At 54.3% G+C, this 16,930-nt stretch carries 17 protein-coding genes; 13 read left to right on the top strand and 4 right to left on the bottom strand.

Annotated features, from left to right (window positions below; genetic code table 11):
• The coding region (locus ACTH5D_RS07820) for a transposase (RefSeq protein ID WP_441669923.1) at positions 1–283 on the top strand (283 nt) is incomplete at its 5' end.
• On the opposite strand, the gene ACTH5D_RS07815 is transcribed toward ACTH5D_RS07820, so the two are convergent.
• The 3 genes from ACTH5D_RS07815 to ACTH5D_RS07805 form a co-directional block, all read right to left on the bottom strand.
• A complete protein-coding gene (locus ACTH5D_RS07815) occupies positions 251–1,183 on the bottom strand; it encodes a lysine exporter LysO family protein (protein ID WP_441669921.1) in 933 nt (310 codons plus the stop codon). The genes ACTH5D_RS07820 and ACTH5D_RS07815 overlap by 33 nt on opposite strands.
• Complete coding sequence (locus ACTH5D_RS07810) at positions 1,184–1,909, bottom strand: hypothetical protein (protein WP_441669919.1); 726 nt, start codon at positions 1,907–1,909, stop codon at positions 1,184–1,186.
• A gap of 92 nt (positions 1,910–2,001) precedes the next feature.
• A complete protein-coding gene (locus ACTH5D_RS07805; RefSeq protein WP_441669917.1) occupies positions 2,002–2,937 on the bottom strand; it encodes a 2-hydroxyacid dehydrogenase in 936 nt (311 codons plus the stop codon).
• 289 nt (positions 2,938–3,226) lie between these two features.
• Here ACTH5D_RS07805 and doeA point away from each other — a divergent pair, with 289 nt between their 5' ends.
• From doeA to ACTH5D_RS07750, 11 genes are all read left to right on the top strand, one after another.
• A complete protein-coding gene (doeA, locus tag ACTH5D_RS07800) occupies positions 3,227–4,426 on the top strand; it encodes an ectoine hydrolase DoeA (protein ID WP_441669915.1) in 1,200 nt (399 codons plus the stop codon).
• 57 nt (positions 4,427–4,483) lie between these two features.
• Positions 4,484–5,500 carry a N(2)-acetyl-L-2,4-diaminobutanoate deacetylase DoeB gene (doeB, locus tag ACTH5D_RS07795; RefSeq protein WP_441669913.1) on the top strand — a complete coding sequence of 339 codons (1,017 nt, stop codon included), beginning with the start codon at positions 4,484–4,486 and terminating at the stop codon, positions 5,498–5,500.
• Positions 5,501–5,508: 8 nt separating this feature from the next.
• Positions 5,509–5,985, top strand: a complete 477-nt coding sequence (locus tag ACTH5D_RS07790) for an Lrp/AsnC family transcriptional regulator (RefSeq protein ID WP_441669911.1) — start codon at positions 5,509–5,511, stop codon at positions 5,983–5,985.
• A 216-nt stretch (positions 5,986–6,201) separates the two neighbouring features.
• Positions 6,202–7,698: an NAD-dependent succinate-semialdehyde dehydrogenase gene (locus ACTH5D_RS07785; protein ID WP_441669909.1), complete on the top strand. Its 1,497-nt coding sequence runs from the start codon at positions 6,202–6,204 to the stop codon at positions 7,696–7,698.
• A 71-nt stretch (positions 7,699–7,769) separates the two neighbouring features.
• The gene (locus tag ACTH5D_RS07780) at positions 7,770–9,203 is read left to right on the top strand and encodes an aminotransferase (RefSeq protein ID WP_441669907.1); all 1,434 of its coding nucleotides are present in this window, start codon (positions 7,770–7,772) and stop codon (positions 9,201–9,203) included.
• Between the two features lie 112 nt (positions 9,204–9,315).
• Complete coding sequence (locus ACTH5D_RS07775; RefSeq protein WP_441669905.1) at positions 9,316–9,993, top strand: haloacid dehalogenase type II; 678 nt, start codon at positions 9,316–9,318, stop codon at positions 9,991–9,993.
• A 61-nt stretch (positions 9,994–10,054) separates the two neighbouring features.
• Entirely contained in the window at positions 10,055–10,402 is a 348-nt protein-coding gene (locus ACTH5D_RS07770) for a putative quinol monooxygenase (protein WP_441669903.1), read from the top strand.
• Positions 10,403–10,450: 48 nt separating this feature from the next.
• Entirely contained in the window at positions 10,451–10,918 is a 468-nt protein-coding gene (locus ACTH5D_RS07765) for an S-ribosylhomocysteine lyase (RefSeq protein ID WP_441669901.1), read from the top strand.
• Positions 10,919–11,067: 149 nt separating this feature from the next.
• Positions 11,068–12,096: a CNNM domain-containing protein gene (locus ACTH5D_RS07760; protein WP_441669899.1), complete on the top strand. Its 1,029-nt coding sequence runs from the start codon at positions 11,068–11,070 to the stop codon at positions 12,094–12,096.
• Between the two features lie 241 nt (positions 12,097–12,337).
• Positions 12,338–12,988 (top strand): peroxiredoxin, encoded by a 651-nt coding sequence (locus tag ACTH5D_RS07755; protein WP_441669897.1) that lies wholly within the window; start codon positions 12,338–12,340, stop codon positions 12,986–12,988.
• 104 nt (positions 12,989–13,092) lie between these two features.
• Entirely contained in the window at positions 13,093–13,869 is a 777-nt protein-coding gene (locus tag ACTH5D_RS07750; RefSeq protein WP_441669895.1) for a ZIP family metal transporter, read from the top strand.
• A gap of 7 nt (positions 13,870–13,876) precedes the next feature.
• Here ACTH5D_RS07750 and ACTH5D_RS07745 read toward each other — a convergent pair whose 3' ends face one another.
• Positions 13,877–14,356, bottom strand: coding sequence for a MerR family transcriptional regulator (locus tag ACTH5D_RS07745; RefSeq protein ID WP_441669893.1), 480 nt, complete (start codon positions 14,354–14,356; stop codon positions 13,877–13,879).
• Between the two features lie 65 nt (positions 14,357–14,421).
• Here ACTH5D_RS07745 and ACTH5D_RS07740 point away from each other — a divergent pair, with 65 nt between their 5' ends.
• Complete coding sequence (locus ACTH5D_RS07740; protein WP_441669891.1) at positions 14,422–16,569, top strand: heavy metal translocating P-type ATPase; 2,148 nt, start codon at positions 14,422–14,424, stop codon at positions 16,567–16,569.
• Positions 16,570–16,930: the final 361 nt, after the last annotated feature.

Genomic DNA, 16,930 nt, shown 5'->3' with positions numbered 1-16,930 from the left:
GCTGCGCGAGGTCGATAAACAACATCGCCTGACTCGCCGACTAGCCTCGGTACTGCACGATCACCGAAATCCAGAACAAGTTCGCCTCCGGCGAGACACCATGGTTCGTCAACGGGTGTTTGGCGTGGCCGCTGGATACGGAGACCTGAACGATCATGAAGCCCTTCGCTTTGATCAGATGCTGCAAACGGCCGTTGGCGGCATTACGACCTATTTATGCAGCTCATTGCGGTGCAGTGAGAAATCCGGGCTAACCCGACAGCGAAAGAAAAAACAGAATTAGCGGAGGGGAGAGCAGCGAGAGGATAAACCCGCTGACCACGGCAATGGGCACGCAGGCTACGCCGCCGTGCTGCTGGATGACGGGCAGCGTGAAGTCCATCGAGGTGGCGCCGCCGTAGCCGATAGCAAGTGCGGTGTGGCGATGAATCACCAGCGGAATCAAGATAAAGGCGAGAAGCTCCCGGATGAGGTCGTTGAAGAACGCCACGCCGCCCATCAGCGGGCCTAGCTGGTCGCCGATAAGGATGGCGGAAAGCGAATACCAGCCAAAGCCTGATGCCATGGCAAGACCTTCATTCCAAGTCAGCGACAGCAGCGGGGCGGCAACTAAGCCGGCTAGCAACGAGCTGATCGCCAGCGTGACGGCAATCGCCAGCCCCATCTTGTTAAGCAGTATTTGTTTTAGCGGCATGCCGGAATTGCGCAGTTGGCAGCCAATCAATACCAGCAGCACATAGAGCACCCATTCAGCGAGTAGATCGGCGATGTTGAACAGCGTTTCGCCAACGTAGGGGCCTGCCAATAGGCCAACGGTAACGCCGCCGGCCACCACCGCGACCAGCAAAAGCGAGCCCTGCATAGCTGCCAATTTGCTGGTGGGGGCATTTTTTACCACCGGTGAATTAGCGGTATGCAGAGGCAAACGCTGCGATAGCCACCAAAGCGCCGATAGGTTAAATAGCGTGGTAATGCTAAACAGCAGCAGCGCATTGCCGCCTAAGCGGGAAAGCTGGCTGGTGAGATTTTCAAGCCCTGCCAAGCTAATGCCCATAAACAGCAGAATCAAATAAACCGAGCCGCTAACGGCCCGGTTTATTTTTCTCTGTACGCGGGTAGAACGAACCGCCACCAGATAGCCCAGTATCAGCGGGAGTAAAACAATCAGTAAACCCGAAAGCATTTAGAGTGCCGTGCCCCCGTTTGGATTGAAGTTCGTTAATGTTAGCTGTGTTTCTCGGCTACCCTCTTTTTGGTATACAGCTGAGAGAATCAGGCCGGGCCAGTCAGGGTGAAAGCTAAGTTTTAGCAGGCGATCAGGCTTCTCAATATCAATCAGAGATACTTCCAGTGCCTCAAACTCACCGGCGGGCAGTGCCATGCTTGTCGGATCGGTAATGAGCTGTTTCTCAACATAGTACTGAAAATGCTCATCGCGCCCTTTGTTATCCACAAACTCAATCTCGCAGGGCATGCTTTCGGTGCAGTTTTCGTGACCCGCCCGTCGCGAAAGGTCAAACAGCGCCGTTTGGCGATCCAAGCTGGGTATCTCACTCTCGTTTAGCTGATAGCTGTCGCCCATGCCCAGCAGGGAATAGCTGCTGTTATAAAGCAGCGAGTGAGCGGTGTCGTCGCGAAGTGAAAAGCGACTGAACTCATGGCCGCGCACGACGGCAATCGAAAAGCGCATATCGCTTAACCAATGACTACCCTCGTTAGACAGCCGATGCGTAATAGTGGCGCCAGGCCAGCCGTGAACTTCAAGCCGGTACTGGGCTTCAAAGGGCTGAGGATCTTTAAACGTTGGCTCGCTTTGCGCTAGCGCCACAGTGCTTGAACAAAGCCCTATTAGGCTGAGTGCTGCTCCTGCAAACCGCTGGGCAGCGGGTCGTGCTAAGACATTGACCAAAGGCCCTTCCTCCAAAAAAACGTACCGCCTTAAGAGCCTTTCGCTAGTACTTGGTTCATCGTTCGCCAGTATATCGGGGCTGGGAGCGTGCGTCAGTAGCCCGCGTCAGGATTAACCGTCGCAAGGTGATCGCCCGCTTCAAAGGCGTGTAAATAGGAAATCACTTGGTCGATGGCATCGTTAAGCGGCGTAGGGCCAGCCATATGAGGCGTGACGATAACGTTAGGATGCTGCCAGAGGGAATTAGTGGCGGGCAGCGGTTCTTCGTGGAACACGTCCAGGAGCGCACCCCGGATATGGCCCGGCTGGCCAGCGTGCCCCAGCGCTTCGAGCAGCGCCTGTTCATCAATCAAGCTGCCGCGGCCGGGGTTAATAATACTGGCCCCTTTAGGCAGCAGGGCCAGCCGCTCGGCGTTAAGAATGTGTTGAGTGGCGGACGTGTCGGGGAGAATAGTGACAAGGCTCTGCACCTGACCAAGCAGTTCTGTTAGCCCATCGTCGCCGTGAAAACAGCGCACCCCGCTGATCTGCTTGGGTGAACGGCTCCAGCCCAGCACCGGGAAGCCCGCTTGCTGCAAGGCACTGGCCACGAAGCTGCCAATCGCGCCCAGGCCTAATACGCCCACTGGCCACTGGGACTTTTCCACCACCTCTTGCGGTTGCCAAGTGGCGCTTTGTTGCTGTTCTGCGTAACGATCCATGCTGCGGTAGAAATGCAGCACGCCATATAACGCATAGTCCGCGATCAGGTCGCCCATGCCTGCATCGCGAAGTTTTACAATCGGTACGTTGCTGGGAAGCCCGGGCGTTTTAAGCAGATGGTCCACCCCCGCCCCTAAATTGATAATGCCTTTGAGTTGGGTCTGCTCTTGCAATAAATGAGCAGGTGCTTTCCAAACTGCCAGGTAGTCAGCATTTTGGCGCTCTTGCTCGGGTGCTTCGCTGGTCAGTACGGTGGCGTGGGGTAACGCTTCAGAAAGCGCTGTTTGCCACTGCTCAGCCTCATCAATGTGTACGACAATTTTCATTTCGTCTCCGGTTATCTAAGCATGTGATGACTCAGGCTATCATGGTGAGCGACCAATACCGTTGCAAGCTCGCATAGCCCGAAGAGTGCGCATGGTACGAATAATGTGATCATATCCACTTTTTGTCATAAAGCCTTTGACCGCCAACCAAGGGTCGGTGCTAGTATCGGGTCAAGACGACATTGGCGGGGCTGCTGCGGCGGTAGTCAGGTCGATCCTGTGGCTCAGCGTTGCATGTCTTTTTAGGCACAGCGCTGGTTCTTGGTGATCTTTAATGGCGAATTGCCCGATGACTCAGGTTTCCCTGCCTTTCACACGCGAAGAGTACGCTAGTCGCCTGTGGAAAGTGCGCGCCGAAATGGCCAGTCGTGGTATTGACGTATTAATCGTCAGTGATCCTTCTAATATGGCTTGGCTGACCGGCTACGACGGCTGGTCGTTTTATGTGCATCAGTGTGTACTGGTGGGCCTTGATGGCGAGCCTGTATGGTTCGGGCGGCGCATGGATGCCAACGGCGCTCTGCGTACCTGTTGGATCGATCCTAACAACATTACTTACTACCCGGATTACTATGTACAAAATCCGGATATGCATCCCATGGAGTATTTGGCGCAGTCGATCATGCCTGATCGCGGCTGGCACCTGGGTGTGGTGGGCATGGAGATGGATAACTACTACTTCTCTGCCAAGGCCTATTTAAGCCTGCTCAAAGAGCTTCCCCACGCGCGCTTTATGGATGCCAATGCGCTGGTGAATTGGTGCCGAGCGATAAAGTCACCCCAGGAAGTGGCTTATATGCGCATTGCCGCCAAAATTGTCGAAGGCATGCACTCACGTATTTTAGAAGTCATCGAGCCCGGCCTGCCCAAGAGCAAACTGGTGTCAGAGATTTATCGGGTCGGCATTGAAGGCTTTGTGGATGAAAACGGCAAAGTATTTGGCGGTGATTATCCCGCCATTGTGCCTATGCTGCCTACCGGCAAAGATGCGGCTGCGCCTCATTTAACCTGGGATGATACGCCGTTTCGTAAGGGCGAAGGCACCTTCTTCGAGATTGCCGGAGTGTTTAAACGCTACCATGCGCCCATGTCACGCACGGTATTTCTGGGCACGCCGCCCACCGATTTTATCCGCGCTGAATCGGCGCTCTTAGAAGGCATTGAGAAAGGCCTCGCCGTCGCTAAACCGGGTAACCGCACCGCAGATATCGCCATGGCGCTGGGGGCTGCGATGGACAAATACGGTTTTGACCGTGGCGGCGCCCGCTGTGGTTATCCCATCGGTATCTCATATCCGCCTGATTGGGGCGAGCGCACCATGAGCCTACGCCCATCGGATGACACTATCCTGCTGCCCGGGATGACATTTCACTTTATGCCGGGGCTTTGGGTAGAGGACTGGGGGCTAGAAATTACCGAGAGTATTTTAATTACCGACGATGGTTGTGAAACGCTGGCCAATTTTCCGCGCCAGCTATTTGTGAAGTAGTCATTAATGAGCGTCGAGGTTAAATAAATCGTAGCCCGCCAAATAAAGGAATGTTTCATGACGATGCGATCAAGCCCTATTGCCGCCACCGTTGATTTTGATGCTGATGGCGTACAGCACGGTTTTTTAAAACTGCCGATTTCCACTGATGAGTCCGCCTGGGGCGCGGTGATGATCCCCATCACTGTGGTAAAAAATGGTGAGGGTCCGACGGCGCTGCTGACAGGTGGCAACCACGGCGATGAGTACGAAGGCATTACCTCGCTGCTCAAGCTCTCTTCATCGTTGCAGGCGCAAGACGTAATGGGGCGCGTGATTATCGTTCCGTGCATGAACACGCCCGCGGTTATGGCGGGTAAGCGCACGTCGCCGATGGACAAGGGTAACCTTAATCGCAGCTTTCCCGGCGACCCTAACGGTAGCGTGACGCCGCAAATTGCCGACTACTTCACGCGCGTGCTGGTGCCGATGGCGGACGTAGTGCTTGATCTGCACTCCGGCGGCCGCACGCTGGATATTCTGCCGTTTGGCGCCTCTCACGTGCTGGATAATAAGGCCCAGCAGCAGTCCGCTTTGGAAGGTGCAAAAGCCTTCGGCGCTCCGTACGCAATGGTAATGTTTGAGCTGGATGCGGAAAAACTTTTCGACACCGCCTGTGAACGACAAGGCAAAGTGTTTGTGGCCACTGAGCTTGGTGGCGGCGGTACGTCTACGCCTCAAAGCATTGCGATTGCCGAGCGCGGCGTGCGTAATTTCTTAATTCACTATGGCTTGGTAGAAGGCACGGTTGATATGCCGCCAGAAGGGCAGGTTTATCTGGATATGCCCGATGCTAGCTGCTACGTACAGAGTCAGCACTCCGGCGTACTTGAGCTGTTGGTCGCGTTAGGGGATGACGTTAAGAAAGGGCAAACGATTGCCTACGTATACGATATGACTCGCAGCGGCACTGACCCGGTTGCTTACAAAGCTGAGCGCGACGGTATCTTGATGGCACGTCGTGCGCCTTCGTTAATCAATATGGGGGACACCCTGGCGGTGATTGCCGATGTTGTTGAACGCCTGGAGGCGTAACGCCCGGCATGATGAAACTTGACCGTTTTGACCTGAAAATTCTCGACATTCTCTCCCAAGACGGGCGAATCACTAAGTCGAAGCTGGCTGAGGCGATTAATCTATCGATCAGCCCCTGTTGGGAACGTGTAAAACGCCTTGAAAAGGCCGGCATTATTGAAGGCTACAGCGCGCGTATCAATAGCGAGGTGCAGGGGCCTCGCAACACAGTATGGGTGCAGATCGAACTGAAACAGCATAACGCTGAGAGTTTTGCTCGCTTTGAAGCGCTGGTAATGGAGACGCCAGACGTCACTGAATGCGTGGCGGTTGGCGGCGGTGTGGATTACCTAGTGAAGTTTGAAGCCCGAACTATAGATAGCTACCAGCGGCTGATGGATAAGTGGCTAGTGTCCGAAGCTGGTATCGAACGTTACTTTACGTATATTGTGACCAAAACCGTCAAACACGCTCCTATCGGTATTGATACTGATGGGGTCATTTAATAAGCGCTTGCTTTGTATGGTGAGCCACCAAAAAAAACCACTGTTAAGCGCTCACTGACAAAAAAAGTAGCGCGATAAGCCTTGGTTTTCAAAAACACTTCGTGGCTACTCTCCGTTAACCTGTAGGCATTCGATGGCAAGGCTGAAAAGCGCTTGCTGACAATGCCACAGCTATTGCAGCGCTAGGTTAGCCAGGCTGCATGAGGAGAGGTTTCCATGACCACACTATCGACCACGCTCGCCAAGCGCCTGGAAGATCCGCGACTGTTTCGGCAGTACGCCTATGTGAACGGTAAATGGACCCACGGCGAAGGCGGTCGGGAAGAGGCGGTGTATGACCCTGCTACCAATGACACTATTGGTCATATCCCACTGCTTGAAGCCGCGCAGATTACGGCCGCTGTTGATGCTGCTGACGCTGCTTTCGTGCAGTGGCGGGCGCTACGAGCCGATGAGCGCTGCGAGCGTTTGCTAGCTTGGTATGACCTGATTCAAGCCAACCGTGAAGACCTTGCTACGATCATGACGCTGGAGCAGGGCAAGCCTTTGCCCGATGCTCGCGGTGAGGTCGAGTACGGTGCAAGCTTTGTGCGTTGGTTCGCCGAAGAGGGTAAGCGCACCTACGGTGAAACTATTCCTAGCCATATTCCGAACGCGTCGTTGGGCACTATTAAAGAGCCTGTCGGCATCGTGGCGATGATTACGCCCTGGAACTTTCCGCTAGCGATGATTACGCGTAAAGCCGCGGCAGCGCTGGCGGCTGGCTGCCCTGTGATCGTCAAGCCTGCCAATGAAACGCCGTTCTCGGCGCTGGCATTGGCGGAGCTTGCTGAGCGGGCGGGAATTCCGGCCGGTATTTTTAACGTTGTACTGGGTGACCCAGCGGAAGTCTCGAAAATCCTCTGCGCCGAGTCACGTATTCGCGCGCTCTCATTCACCGGTTCAACTCGTGTGGGGCGTCTGCTGATCGAACAGAGTGCGCATACCGTTAAGCGGCTTTCTTTGGAGCTGGGTGGCAACGCGCCGTTTATTGTTGGTCCAGATATGGATCCAAAGCAGGCTGCCTACGCGGCGATTGATGCCAAGTTCCAAACGGCAGGGCAAGACTGTCTGGCGGCCAACCGTATTCTGGTACACGAGTCGATCCATGATGAATTCGTAGAGCAGTTCACTCAGCGTATGGCGGCACTCACCGTAGGCAATGGCCTGCACGGTGAGATAGATCTTGGCCCGCTAATTCATCGTCAGGCGGTGGAAAAAGCCGCTGCGATTGTTGATGACGCTGTTTCTAAAGGCGCCACCATGATTGGCGGTGATCAAAGCAAGGCGCCCGGTGAGAACTTCTTTATGCCGGTATTGCTAACCGGCGTCACGGCGAAGATGAAGGTGTGGCGGGAGGAAAACTTTGCCCCCGTGGCAGGCATTACCGCCTACAGCACGGACGATGAAGTCATTGAAATGGCCAACGACACTGAGTACGGGCTTGCCGCCTATGTCTACACCCATGATATACGCCGTATATGGAAGCTGATGCGGGCGCTGGAGTACGGCATGGTCAGCGTCAACTCAGTGAAGATGACCGGCCCGCCGGTGCCTTTCGGTGGCGTTAAACAGTCTGGTCTTGGTCGTGAGGGCGGCGCTACCGGTATCGATGAGTATCTCGAAACCAAATATTACTGCCTTGGCGCGCTGGGATCCGTCTCGGGTAGCTAGCTGTCAAGCCGCAAATAATTTAAAACACCCTCCCCACAGGTCGGGGAGGTTTACTGTATAGAGAGAACGCTATGAGCTTGCATCAGGATTTGATCGAACGTGATCGTAAAGTCACTTTCCACGCGTCTACCCACCTGCGTGATTTCGCCCATGGCGATTCGCCGGGCCGTGTGATTACCGGTGGTAAAGGTATCAACATCGTGGATAAAGATGGCCGTGAATTTATCGACGGCTTTGCCGGGCTTTACTGCGTCAACATTGGTTATGGCCGCACTGAAGTCGCCGAGGCAATCTACAAGCAAGCCTTAGAGCTCTCTTACTACCATACTTATGTGGGTCACTCTAACGAGCCGCAAATTGAGCTTTCCGAGCGTATTCTGAAAATTGCCGGTATGAACATGTCCAAGGTTTACTACGGCATGTCCGGCTCAGATGCCAACGAAACCCAGCTCAAGATCGTGCGCTACTACAACAACGTGCTGGGCCGCCCGCAGAAGAAAAAAGTCATCTCGCGCATGCGCGGTTATCACGGCTCGGGCATCGCCTCTGGCTCGCTGACCGGCCTGAAAGCGTTCCACGACCACTTCGATCTGCCGATTGATACCATTCGTCACACCGAAGCGCCGCACTACTATCTACGTGCTGCCGAGCAACACGGTATGACCGAGCTTGAGTTCTCCGCGTTCTGTGCCAATAAGCTAGAAGCGATGATTTTGGAAGAGGGCCCGGATACCGTCGCCGCCTTTATCGGCGAACCGGTGCTCGGCACTGGCGGTATCGTACCGCCGCCAGAGGGCTACTGGGATGCCATTCAAACCGTGCTAGCGAAGTACGACGTGCTGCTGATTGCTGACGAAGTCGTCTGTGGCTTTGGCCGAACCGGCTCTGATTTCGGCAGCCACCACTACAACATGAAGCCTGATCTGGTGACTATCGCCAAAGGTTTAACCAGTGCTTATCAGCCGCTTTCTGGTGTGATTGTCGGTGAGAAAGTGTGGCAAGTGCTCGAGCAGGGCACCGGCGAATACGGCCCTATAGGCCACGGCTGGACCTACTCTGGCCACGCGCTAGGCTGTGCCGCGGCGCTTGCCAACCTGGATATCATCGAGCGTGAAAACTTGGTGGGTAACGCCGCTGAAACCGGGGCTTACTTCCAGCAGCAGCTTAAAGCTAACTTCGAAGGTCACCCGCTGTTAGGCGACGTGCGTGGCGTTGGCCTAATGGCGGCGCTTGAGTTCTCGCCCGATGCCCGTGAGCGCTTGCACTTTGACCCGGCATTAAAAGTAGGCCCTCGCGTAGCCGCCGGCGCCATGGAAGAGAACTTGATTGCCCGTGCCATGCCCCAGGGCGATATTCTCGGCTTTGCACCGCCGCTGACCATTAGCCGTGGCGAAGTGGACGAAATGATTGGCCGCGCCAAGCGGGCGATTGATCGTATCACTGACGAGCTTACCCGCTCCGGTGATCTAAAAACCGGCCAACAAGAGGCTGCGTTTACGGTTTAATCACCTGTGTTAACATTTACATCGCCGCTGCCTATGCAGCGGCGTTTTTGTTATTGAAAGTGTCGACTATGCTGAAGGTAGCTTACCTTCAATTGATAGTTAAGGAGTGGCAATGCAACCGGTATTAGCCTTTGATATTTACGGCACGCTGATTGATACCCTGGGTGTCACGGTTGAGCTAGAACGGCGCTTGAAGGATGCTTCTAAAGCAAGCGAGTTTGCTCGCCGGTGGCGGGAAAAACAGCTGGAGTACAGCTTTCGTCACGGTTTGATGGGCGCCTATGTGCCGTTTTCGGAGTGTACCCGCGAAGCGCTGGTCTTCATCGATAGGGCGCTACAGACGGGCCTTTCGGATAACGACCATGACCATCTGATGGCGGTTTATAGCGAGCTGCCCGCTTTTGAGGACGTGGTTCCCGCCCTCGATCAACTTCGTGATGCGGGCATACGCTGCGTGGCGTTTTCGAACGGTACCGCTGAGGCCGTGTCCAAGTTGTTGACTCGCGCGGGCGTTGAGAGCCATATGGATGACGTGATCAGCGCGGATGAAGTAAAGCGCTTCAAGCCGGACCCCGCCGTGTATTCCCATTTGCGTAGCCGCTTAGAAACCCGCCCAGAACATACTTGGCTAATTTCCAGCAATCCATTCGACGTGATTGGCGCCACTCATGCCGGTTTGCGCAGTGCCTGGATCCGGCGCAGCTCTGATGCACCCTTCGACCCCTGGGGCATCGAGCCTGATATGACGGTCACCGATCTAGAAGCATTGGCAGAACGCATTATCCGCTAGGCTGTCAACCAGCCACATGACAGCGCATAATGACGCACGCTAAACGATCTAGGATATAGAAATGTCAGAGAAAATTTATTGTGTTGCCGGTTTTAAGCCCAAGCCGGGCAAAGAAGAAGCAGTATTCAAAGCGCTTCAATCATTAGAGCCGAACACGCACCGTGAAGACGCCTGCATTCACTACACAGTGACGCGTCAGATCGACAATCCCTTCGCTCAGGGCTCCGGCTACCCGATCGTTTTTCATGAAATTTGGGCCAGTCGTGAAGAGTTTGAAGCCCACTGTCAGCGTAAAGAGATTCAGGATTTCTTTGCTAAGCACGTTGAATCGCCGGATGGCGATATTGAAGATGCCAACGTGTGCGTATATACCGATGAACCCTTGAATTTTGACGCGCCTAAGGTTTAATTTTAGCGTGCAGATCAGGCCTAACAGTAACGCTGAAAAGGAGTCAAAATGACTGAGAAAAAAATGAACGTCGAGAGCTTTAACCTGGATCACACCAAGGTGAAAGCCCCTTACGTGCGGCTAGCGGATATCAAAGAAGGCCAGAACGGCGACCGTATCCATAAATACGATTTGCGGATCTGCCAGCCTAATAAAGAGCACATGGAGATGCCCGCACTGCACTCTCTTGAGCATTTAATGGCCGAGCTATCACGCAATCACACGGATAAAGTGGTCGATATCAGCCCGATGGGCTGCCAAACCGGCTTCTATATCGCGATGATTAATCACGATGATTACGACGGTGTACTGGCCATCATCGAACAAACGCTGAGCGATGTACTCGTCGCGACCGACGTACCTGCCTGCAATGAAATGCAGTGCGGCTGGGCCGCTAGCCATAGCTTGGAAGGCGCCCAAGAGCTGGCGCGTAACCTGCTGGCCAAACGCAGCGAATGGACCGAAGTGTTCGCTTGATCAGCGGTTGGTCGTGCAAACTAGAACGCCTCACTTGCAGAGGCGCTTTTCTAGCTTTAGCAAGGCGTATTATCGGCGGGTGAAATAACCGTTGACTTCCTAATATGTTGGTTTTATAAACACCAAACAACCCCTCACGTTAGGCCCCCATGTTCCTCCTGATCTCGATTGCCACGCTTTCGATTGCTCTCTCTTTTGTATGTTCCATCCTTGAAGCAGCGCTACTCTCTATTACGCCTAGCCATATCGCTAAGCTAAAAGAAGATAATCCGAAATTACACGCCTCGCTGACGAAGCTAAAAACGAATATCGACCGGCCACTGGCGGCTATTTTGACGCTCAACACGATTGCCCATACCGTTGGCGCAACGGCGGTGGGTGCTCAGGCCGCGGTGGTGTTCGGTGAAGCTTCAATAGCCTTGGTGTCGGCGGTGATGACGATGCTGATTCTGGTGCTTTCGGAGATCATTCCGAAGACTATTGGCGCGACTTACTGGCGTGGTTTATCTCCTTTTCTACCGCGCTTTTTGAAGCCGATGATTCTCTGCTTGCTACCCTTTATATGGATGTCGGAGCAGATTACGCGCCGGCTAGGTAAGTCAGAGCACGACGTTGATCTGCGCGATGAAATTAAAGTGCTGGCCCGGGTAGGTCTTGAAGAAAATGTTCTGGATGCGGACGAGTCGCGCACCATTATTAATGTGCTTAATTTGCACGATATTGCTGTAAACAACGCTATGACCCCGCGCACGGTGTGCCAAACAGTGCTGCCGAGCATGACAGTTGAAGTGTTTGACGAGCAGCATGGTAAAGCGCCGTTTACCCGCTTCCCGGTGATGGATAACGGCGAGCAGGCCTTTGGCTATGTGCATAAATCAGACATGTACCATGCCGATGACACTAAAACCATGCGCGAACTGATGCACCCGATTGGCAGCGTGGATGTATCGCAGAATGTAGAGCAAGTATTTACATCGATGTTGAAAGATCACCTGCACATGCGCGTGGTTTACGATGATCACGGCACCTTTGTCGGTTTGATTACCTTAGAGGATATTATTGAAACGATCCTCGGCCGGGACATTGTGGATGAGACCGACCACGTCGATAACCTGCGCCAGTATGCCAAACAGCGCTGGCTAAAGCGCATTAAAACTGAAGATAAAATTAAAAAATAACCTAATAAACAGATGGTTAAATGTGTGATGTTTGTAATGACGGTGCTTTCGAGCACCGTTTTTCTATGCTGGATACGGTGATTGAGAGCCGAGGTATGCGCGCTAGTTGAAAATATCAGGAACCCTGTAAAGATATTGACTGTCTTAGCGCTAAATGTTCTATATTAGGTGTGTTGAAAGATCTATAAAGAATTAAGGTGCTAAATACCCCCTAAACTAAAGATCTACTAAGGAGTAGCGCATGTCATTACGTATCAATGCAATTGTCCCCGATTTTAAAGCGGACTCTAGCCAAGGCCCGATTAGCTTTCATGAATGGATTGGCGACAGCTGGGCGATTTTGTTTTCACACCCTAAAGATTTTACGCCGGTGTGCACCACCGAATTTGGTGCCGTTGCGCAGCTAAGCGCTGAGTGGGAAAAGCGCGGTACGAAAGTGATTGGTGTCTCGGTGGATGGCGTTGAAGATCATAAGCGCTGGGCGACAGATATTGAGACCTACAGCGGCAGCCAAGTCGGCTTTCCGATCATCGCCGATGATAGCCTGAACGTTTCTAAACTGTTCGATATGCTACCAGCAGAAGCCTATTTGCCCGATGGCCGTACGCCAGCAGATAGCGCCACGGTGCGCTCGGTATTTATCATTGGTCCGGATAAGCAGCTAAAGCTGTCGATGACTTATCCGATGTCAGTAGGGCGCAACTTTGCAGAAATTCTGCGCGCTCTAGATGCATTGCAGGCCACAGCGAAACACGGTGTTGCTACGCCAGCCGACTGGACCGTGGGCCAAGATGTCATTATTCCGCCGAGCGTTTCGGATGAAGATGCCAAGCAGAAGTTTGGTGAGTTTAGTGCCGTATTGCCGTATCTGCGGAAGACTACTCTGCGCTAGCAAGTAATGGCGCTGTGTTATCTATAACGGTGGTACTGCGTTAAACGACAACGTATTGTGCGCGTCTACTTCTTTATTGATCGCTCACCGGGCTCGTGCTGTCCATGGAAAATACGTTGTTGTTAGGATTTTTAGGTAGCTTAGTCGCCGGCCTTTTAACCGCCGTAGGGGCACTGCCGGTGCTGCTTGGCAAAACGCCTAGTCGCGGCTTTCGTGACCTTGCGTTGGGCTTTGCCGCCGGGGTTATGCTGGCGGCGTCGTTCTTTTCGCTGATTATTCCCGCACTGGATGCTGCCGAGATTTATTATTCCGGTGGCCCGGTGCCGGCGGCGATTGTCTGTATCGCTATCTTGCTTGGTATGGGCGCCATCGCGCTGCTGAACGAGCATTTACCTCACGAGCATTTTGCCCAAGGTCGAGAAGGGCCAGAAGCTGCATCGCTGCGTCGGGTCTGGCTGTTTGTATTCGCTATTACTATCCACAACTTGCCAGAAGGTATGGCGGTAGGAGTTGGTTTTGGTGCTAATGGGCTGGAAGGCGGTATGCCGCTGGCCATCGGTATTGGGCTCCAGAACATGCCGGAAGGCCTTGCCGTCGCGGTGGCCTTAATGGGAGAGGGTTACTCGAAGTGGCGTTCCTGGTCGATTGCCGCGCTGACCGGTCTAATCGAGCCCATTGGTGGCCTTTTCGGCGCGAGTATCATCAGCGTTTCTCAAATTCTGCTGCCCTGGGGCCTGGCGTTTGCCGCCGGCGCCATGCTGTACGTCATCAGCCATGAAATCATTCCTGAAACGCATCGTTGTGGCCATCAGAAAAAAGCTACCTTTGGCTTGGCAGTGGGCCTCGTCATTATGCTGTTTTTAGATGTATGGCTGGGCTAGTTAAGCGCTAGCGTAAGACATCGGCACCGCCGTGTGGCCCCGCTTGGTGGCATAGGCGGTGGTCGCTGAGTACATCAATAATATGGCAATGGCCAATATTGCCTCCTTCGCACTGATGGATCATGCGAGTGAGCTCATCGCGTACCGCGGTCAGCCTTGCGAGCCGTGCCTCAACCTCGGCTAGGTGGCGCTTTGCCAGGGTGTCCACTTCTTCGCAGGGCATCGTAGGGTGGTCTGCCATTTGCAGCAACTCGCGTACCGCCTCAACTGAAAAACCAAAGTCACGGGCGTGACGAATGAACGTCAGCCTGCGGATAGCGGTGGCTGTATAGCGGCGCTGGTTGCCTTCATTGCGCGGCGCTGAAGGCAGCAGCCCGATACCTTCGTAGTAGCGCACTGTTTCGGGCTTGCAGCCTGACTGGCGTGCCAGCTCACCAATGCCAATATATTGCTTTGTGTTCGCCGGTGGTGGATTCTGATCTTGCATTGCTTGACCCTCTAGTCGCTATAGGTATTAAGCTCTTAAGATAGACGAATCTGGAGCACTATGCGATGAGCGACACCCCACTAGCTAAAAATCAACCGGTCACCTTACGCGTGCAAGGCATGGACTGCGGTGGCTGCGAGCGTAAAGTGGAGTCAGCGTTAAAGCGCTTACGTTACGTTGAGTCGGTCTCAGCGAGCGCCGTGGCAGGGTCGGTTCAGTTGACCGCTCAAGACGGAGACGTTTTATTGCGCCAAGAGATTGAGTCTACGATTACGGCCTTGGGCTACCGCATTATTGACGAAACGAGTGCGGCTGATGATGCTGGGGAAGATACTCCTTGGTGGCAGTCGCCCAAAGGGCGTTTAGTGATCGTGAGTGGTGCCTTGCTGGCGCTGGCTTGGGTGCTGAAGTTTATGTGGCCTGATTTAGGCACATGGCCCTTTGTAGCCGCGACCGTTGTTGGCCTTGTGCCGATTGTGCAGCGCGCGTGGCAAGCGCTCAGATTAGGCAATCCTTTTACTATTGAAATGCTAATGAGCATTGCCGCGCTGGGGGCATTGGCGATCAACGCCGCCGCCGAAGCCGCTGTAGTTGTGTTTTTGTTTGCGGTGGGCGAGATGCTGGAGGGCGTTGCCGCTGCCCAGGCGCGGCGCAGTATTTCAGCGCTATCAAAGCTGACCCCTTCTACCGCGCGCCTATTAGAGCAAGGTGACGCGTGTGAGGTCTCCGCTGCCTCTCTTGTGCCCGGCCAGCGGGTGCAAGTCCGCCCCGGCGATCGGCTGCCCTGCGATGGGACAATTGTCGCAGGTCGTTCGCATATTGATGAGTCGCCGGTGAACGGGGAGTCGATGCCGCGAGAGCGGGAGCAGGGCGAGTCAGTGTTTGCCGGCACCGTGAATCTTGATGGCGTGCTAGAAGTTGAGGTAACCCGTAGCGCTGAAAATAACACTATCGCCCGCGTGATTAAGCTAGTGGAAGAAGCTCAGGCGGCTAAAGCTCCGGTCGCGCGCTTTATTGATCGCTTTGCGTTTTTCTATATGCCTGCAGTCGTTGCCGTGGCGCTGCTGGTTGCGATTGTGCCGCCGCTTGTCTCGTCGATGCTCTGGTCAGAGTCTATTTATCGTGCGCTAGCCCTGCTGCTAATCGCTTGCCCATGTGCGCTGGTGATTTCGACGCCTGCGGCGATTGCTGCGGGGCTGTCGGTGGGCGCAAGAAACGGCCTACTAATGAAAGGCGGCGCGGTACTGGAACAGCTAGGCAAGCTCAAGCGGGTGGCGCTAGATAAAACCGGCACGCTTACCGCAGGAATGCCCACTGTTACTGATGTGGAAGGGCTTGACGCTGGCAGTAGTGGTGCCAATGTTCTACGCCTAGCCGCCGCGCTTGAGCAAGGGTCGAGCCATCCGCTCGCCATTGCGATTGGTAACTATGCCCGACATCAAGGTGTGCTGATACCCGCGGTTCAGGCGGGGCATGCCTTATCAGGGCAGGGTGTTGCCGGGCAGGTAGAAGGGCGAGAATTAATGCTGGTTAGCCCGCGCTATCTGCAGCGCTTTGCTGCCCGCCCCAGTGGTTGGGATGCACGTATCGAGGCGCTGGAAACCCAGGGCAAAAGTCTTGCCGTACTGCTGGAGAATGAGCAGCCCTTAGGCTTAATCGCTTTGCGTGACGAGCCTCGCGAAGATGCACGCAGCGGCCTTCAAGCGTTAGAGCGCCTGGGCGTGTCTGTCGTTATGCTCAGTGGTGACAATGCCCGCACGGTGGCAGCCATCGGTGAACAGCTGGGCATTGAGGCCGAAGGCGAACTGATGCCTGAAGGTAAGGCCCAGCGAGTGCGTCAGTGGCAGGCCCAAGGGCTGGGGCCGGTCGGTAAAGTAGGCGATGGTATTAACGATGCGCCGGCGCTCGCCGCGGCTGAGGTGGGCATTGCCATGGGCAGTGGCACCGACGTGGCGCTTGAAACCGCCGATGCGGCGCTGCTTAAAAACCGTGTAAGAGGGATTGCCGAAATGATCTCACTCTCACGGGCGACCATGCGTAACGTCAAAATCAATGTGGTGCTGGCACTGGGTTTTAAAGCATTTTTTCTAGTCTCTACCGCGATGGGCATCACCGGGATGTGGATTGCCGTTATGGCTGACACCGGGGCAACCGTTCTGGTTACCCTCAATGCGCTGTACTTATTACGCTATCGTTTTCACGACATTAGCTAGCGCTAACATACTCCACCAGCACTTGGGCGAGGAAGTCGGTGGCGCTGCTTGCTCGCCAATGTTTGCCCTGGGTGCAGTGAGTGGGAATTGCTGGTAAGATTTCGGTCTATCCACAGGCACCATGGATAGGCATTTTCTTAGCAGCCAGGCATAACGGTAATGACCCGCTCAAACATGACCCGCCTAGAGATAGTATTGGCGCTACCTACGTCAGGGCTGATGACTCCGCCCTAGGTTTCCCTCCCCGTTCGATACGTCCCGGCAAATCTTGCTGTTACGGCGTTGCGGCAAGCTATTGCCATTTTTTCCGCCTTTTGGCGGGTTTAATTATTCGATTCCGTCGTTAATGACGTTAGTAACC

Source organism: Halomonas sp. (genome assembly GCF_052095695.1).
Lineage (GTDB): Bacteria > Pseudomonadota > Gammaproteobacteria > Pseudomonadales > Halomonadaceae > Vreelandella.
Note: the sequence above shows the minus strand (reverse complement) of the source record. Positions and strands in the feature narration are given on the sequence as shown.

What these genes read in the sequence shown, in the direction of transcription:
- ACTH5D_RS07815 (WP_441669921.1), bottom strand. Translation starts at nt 1,183, where the DNA reads ATGCTTTCGGGTTTACTGATTGTTTTACTCCCGCTGATACTGGGCTAT.
- ACTH5D_RS07805 (WP_441669917.1), bottom strand. Translation starts at nt 2,937, where the DNA reads ATGAAAATTGTCGTACACATTGATGAGGCTGAGCAGTGGCAAACAGCG.
- doeA (WP_441669915.1), top strand. Translation starts at nt 3,227, where the DNA reads ATGACTCAGGTTTCCCTGCCTTTCACACGCGAAGAGTACGCTAGTCGC.
- doeB (WP_441669913.1), top strand. Translation starts at nt 4,484, where the DNA reads ATGACGATGCGATCAAGCCCTATTGCCGCCACCGTTGATTTTGATGCT.
- ACTH5D_RS07790 (WP_441669911.1), top strand. Translation starts at nt 5,509, where the DNA reads ATGATGAAACTTGACCGTTTTGACCTGAAAATTCTCGACATTCTCTCC.
- ACTH5D_RS07785 (WP_441669909.1), top strand. Translation starts at nt 6,202, where the DNA reads ATGACCACACTATCGACCACGCTCGCCAAGCGCCTGGAAGATCCGCGA.
- ACTH5D_RS07780 (WP_441669907.1), top strand. Translation starts at nt 7,770, where the DNA reads ATGAGCTTGCATCAGGATTTGATCGAACGTGATCGTAAAGTCACTTTC.
- ACTH5D_RS07775 (WP_441669905.1), top strand. Translation starts at nt 9,316, where the DNA reads ATGCAACCGGTATTAGCCTTTGATATTTACGGCACGCTGATTGATACC.
- ACTH5D_RS07770 (WP_441669903.1), top strand. Translation starts at nt 10,055, where the DNA reads ATGTCAGAGAAAATTTATTGTGTTGCCGGTTTTAAGCCCAAGCCGGGC.
- ACTH5D_RS07765 (WP_441669901.1), top strand. Translation starts at nt 10,451, where the DNA reads ATGACTGAGAAAAAAATGAACGTCGAGAGCTTTAACCTGGATCACACC.
- ACTH5D_RS07760 (WP_441669899.1), top strand. Translation starts at nt 11,068, where the DNA reads ATGTTCCTCCTGATCTCGATTGCCACGCTTTCGATTGCTCTCTCTTTT.
- ACTH5D_RS07755 (WP_441669897.1), top strand. Translation starts at nt 12,338, where the DNA reads ATGTCATTACGTATCAATGCAATTGTCCCCGATTTTAAAGCGGACTCT.
- ACTH5D_RS07750 (WP_441669895.1), top strand. Translation starts at nt 13,093, where the DNA reads ATGGAAAATACGTTGTTGTTAGGATTTTTAGGTAGCTTAGTCGCCGGC.
- ACTH5D_RS07745 (WP_441669893.1), bottom strand. Translation starts at nt 14,356, where the DNA reads ATGCAAGATCAGAATCCACCACCGGCGAACACAAAGCAATATATTGGC.
- ACTH5D_RS07740 (WP_441669891.1), top strand. Translation starts at nt 14,422, where the DNA reads ATGAGCGACACCCCACTAGCTAAAAATCAACCGGTCACCTTACGCGTG.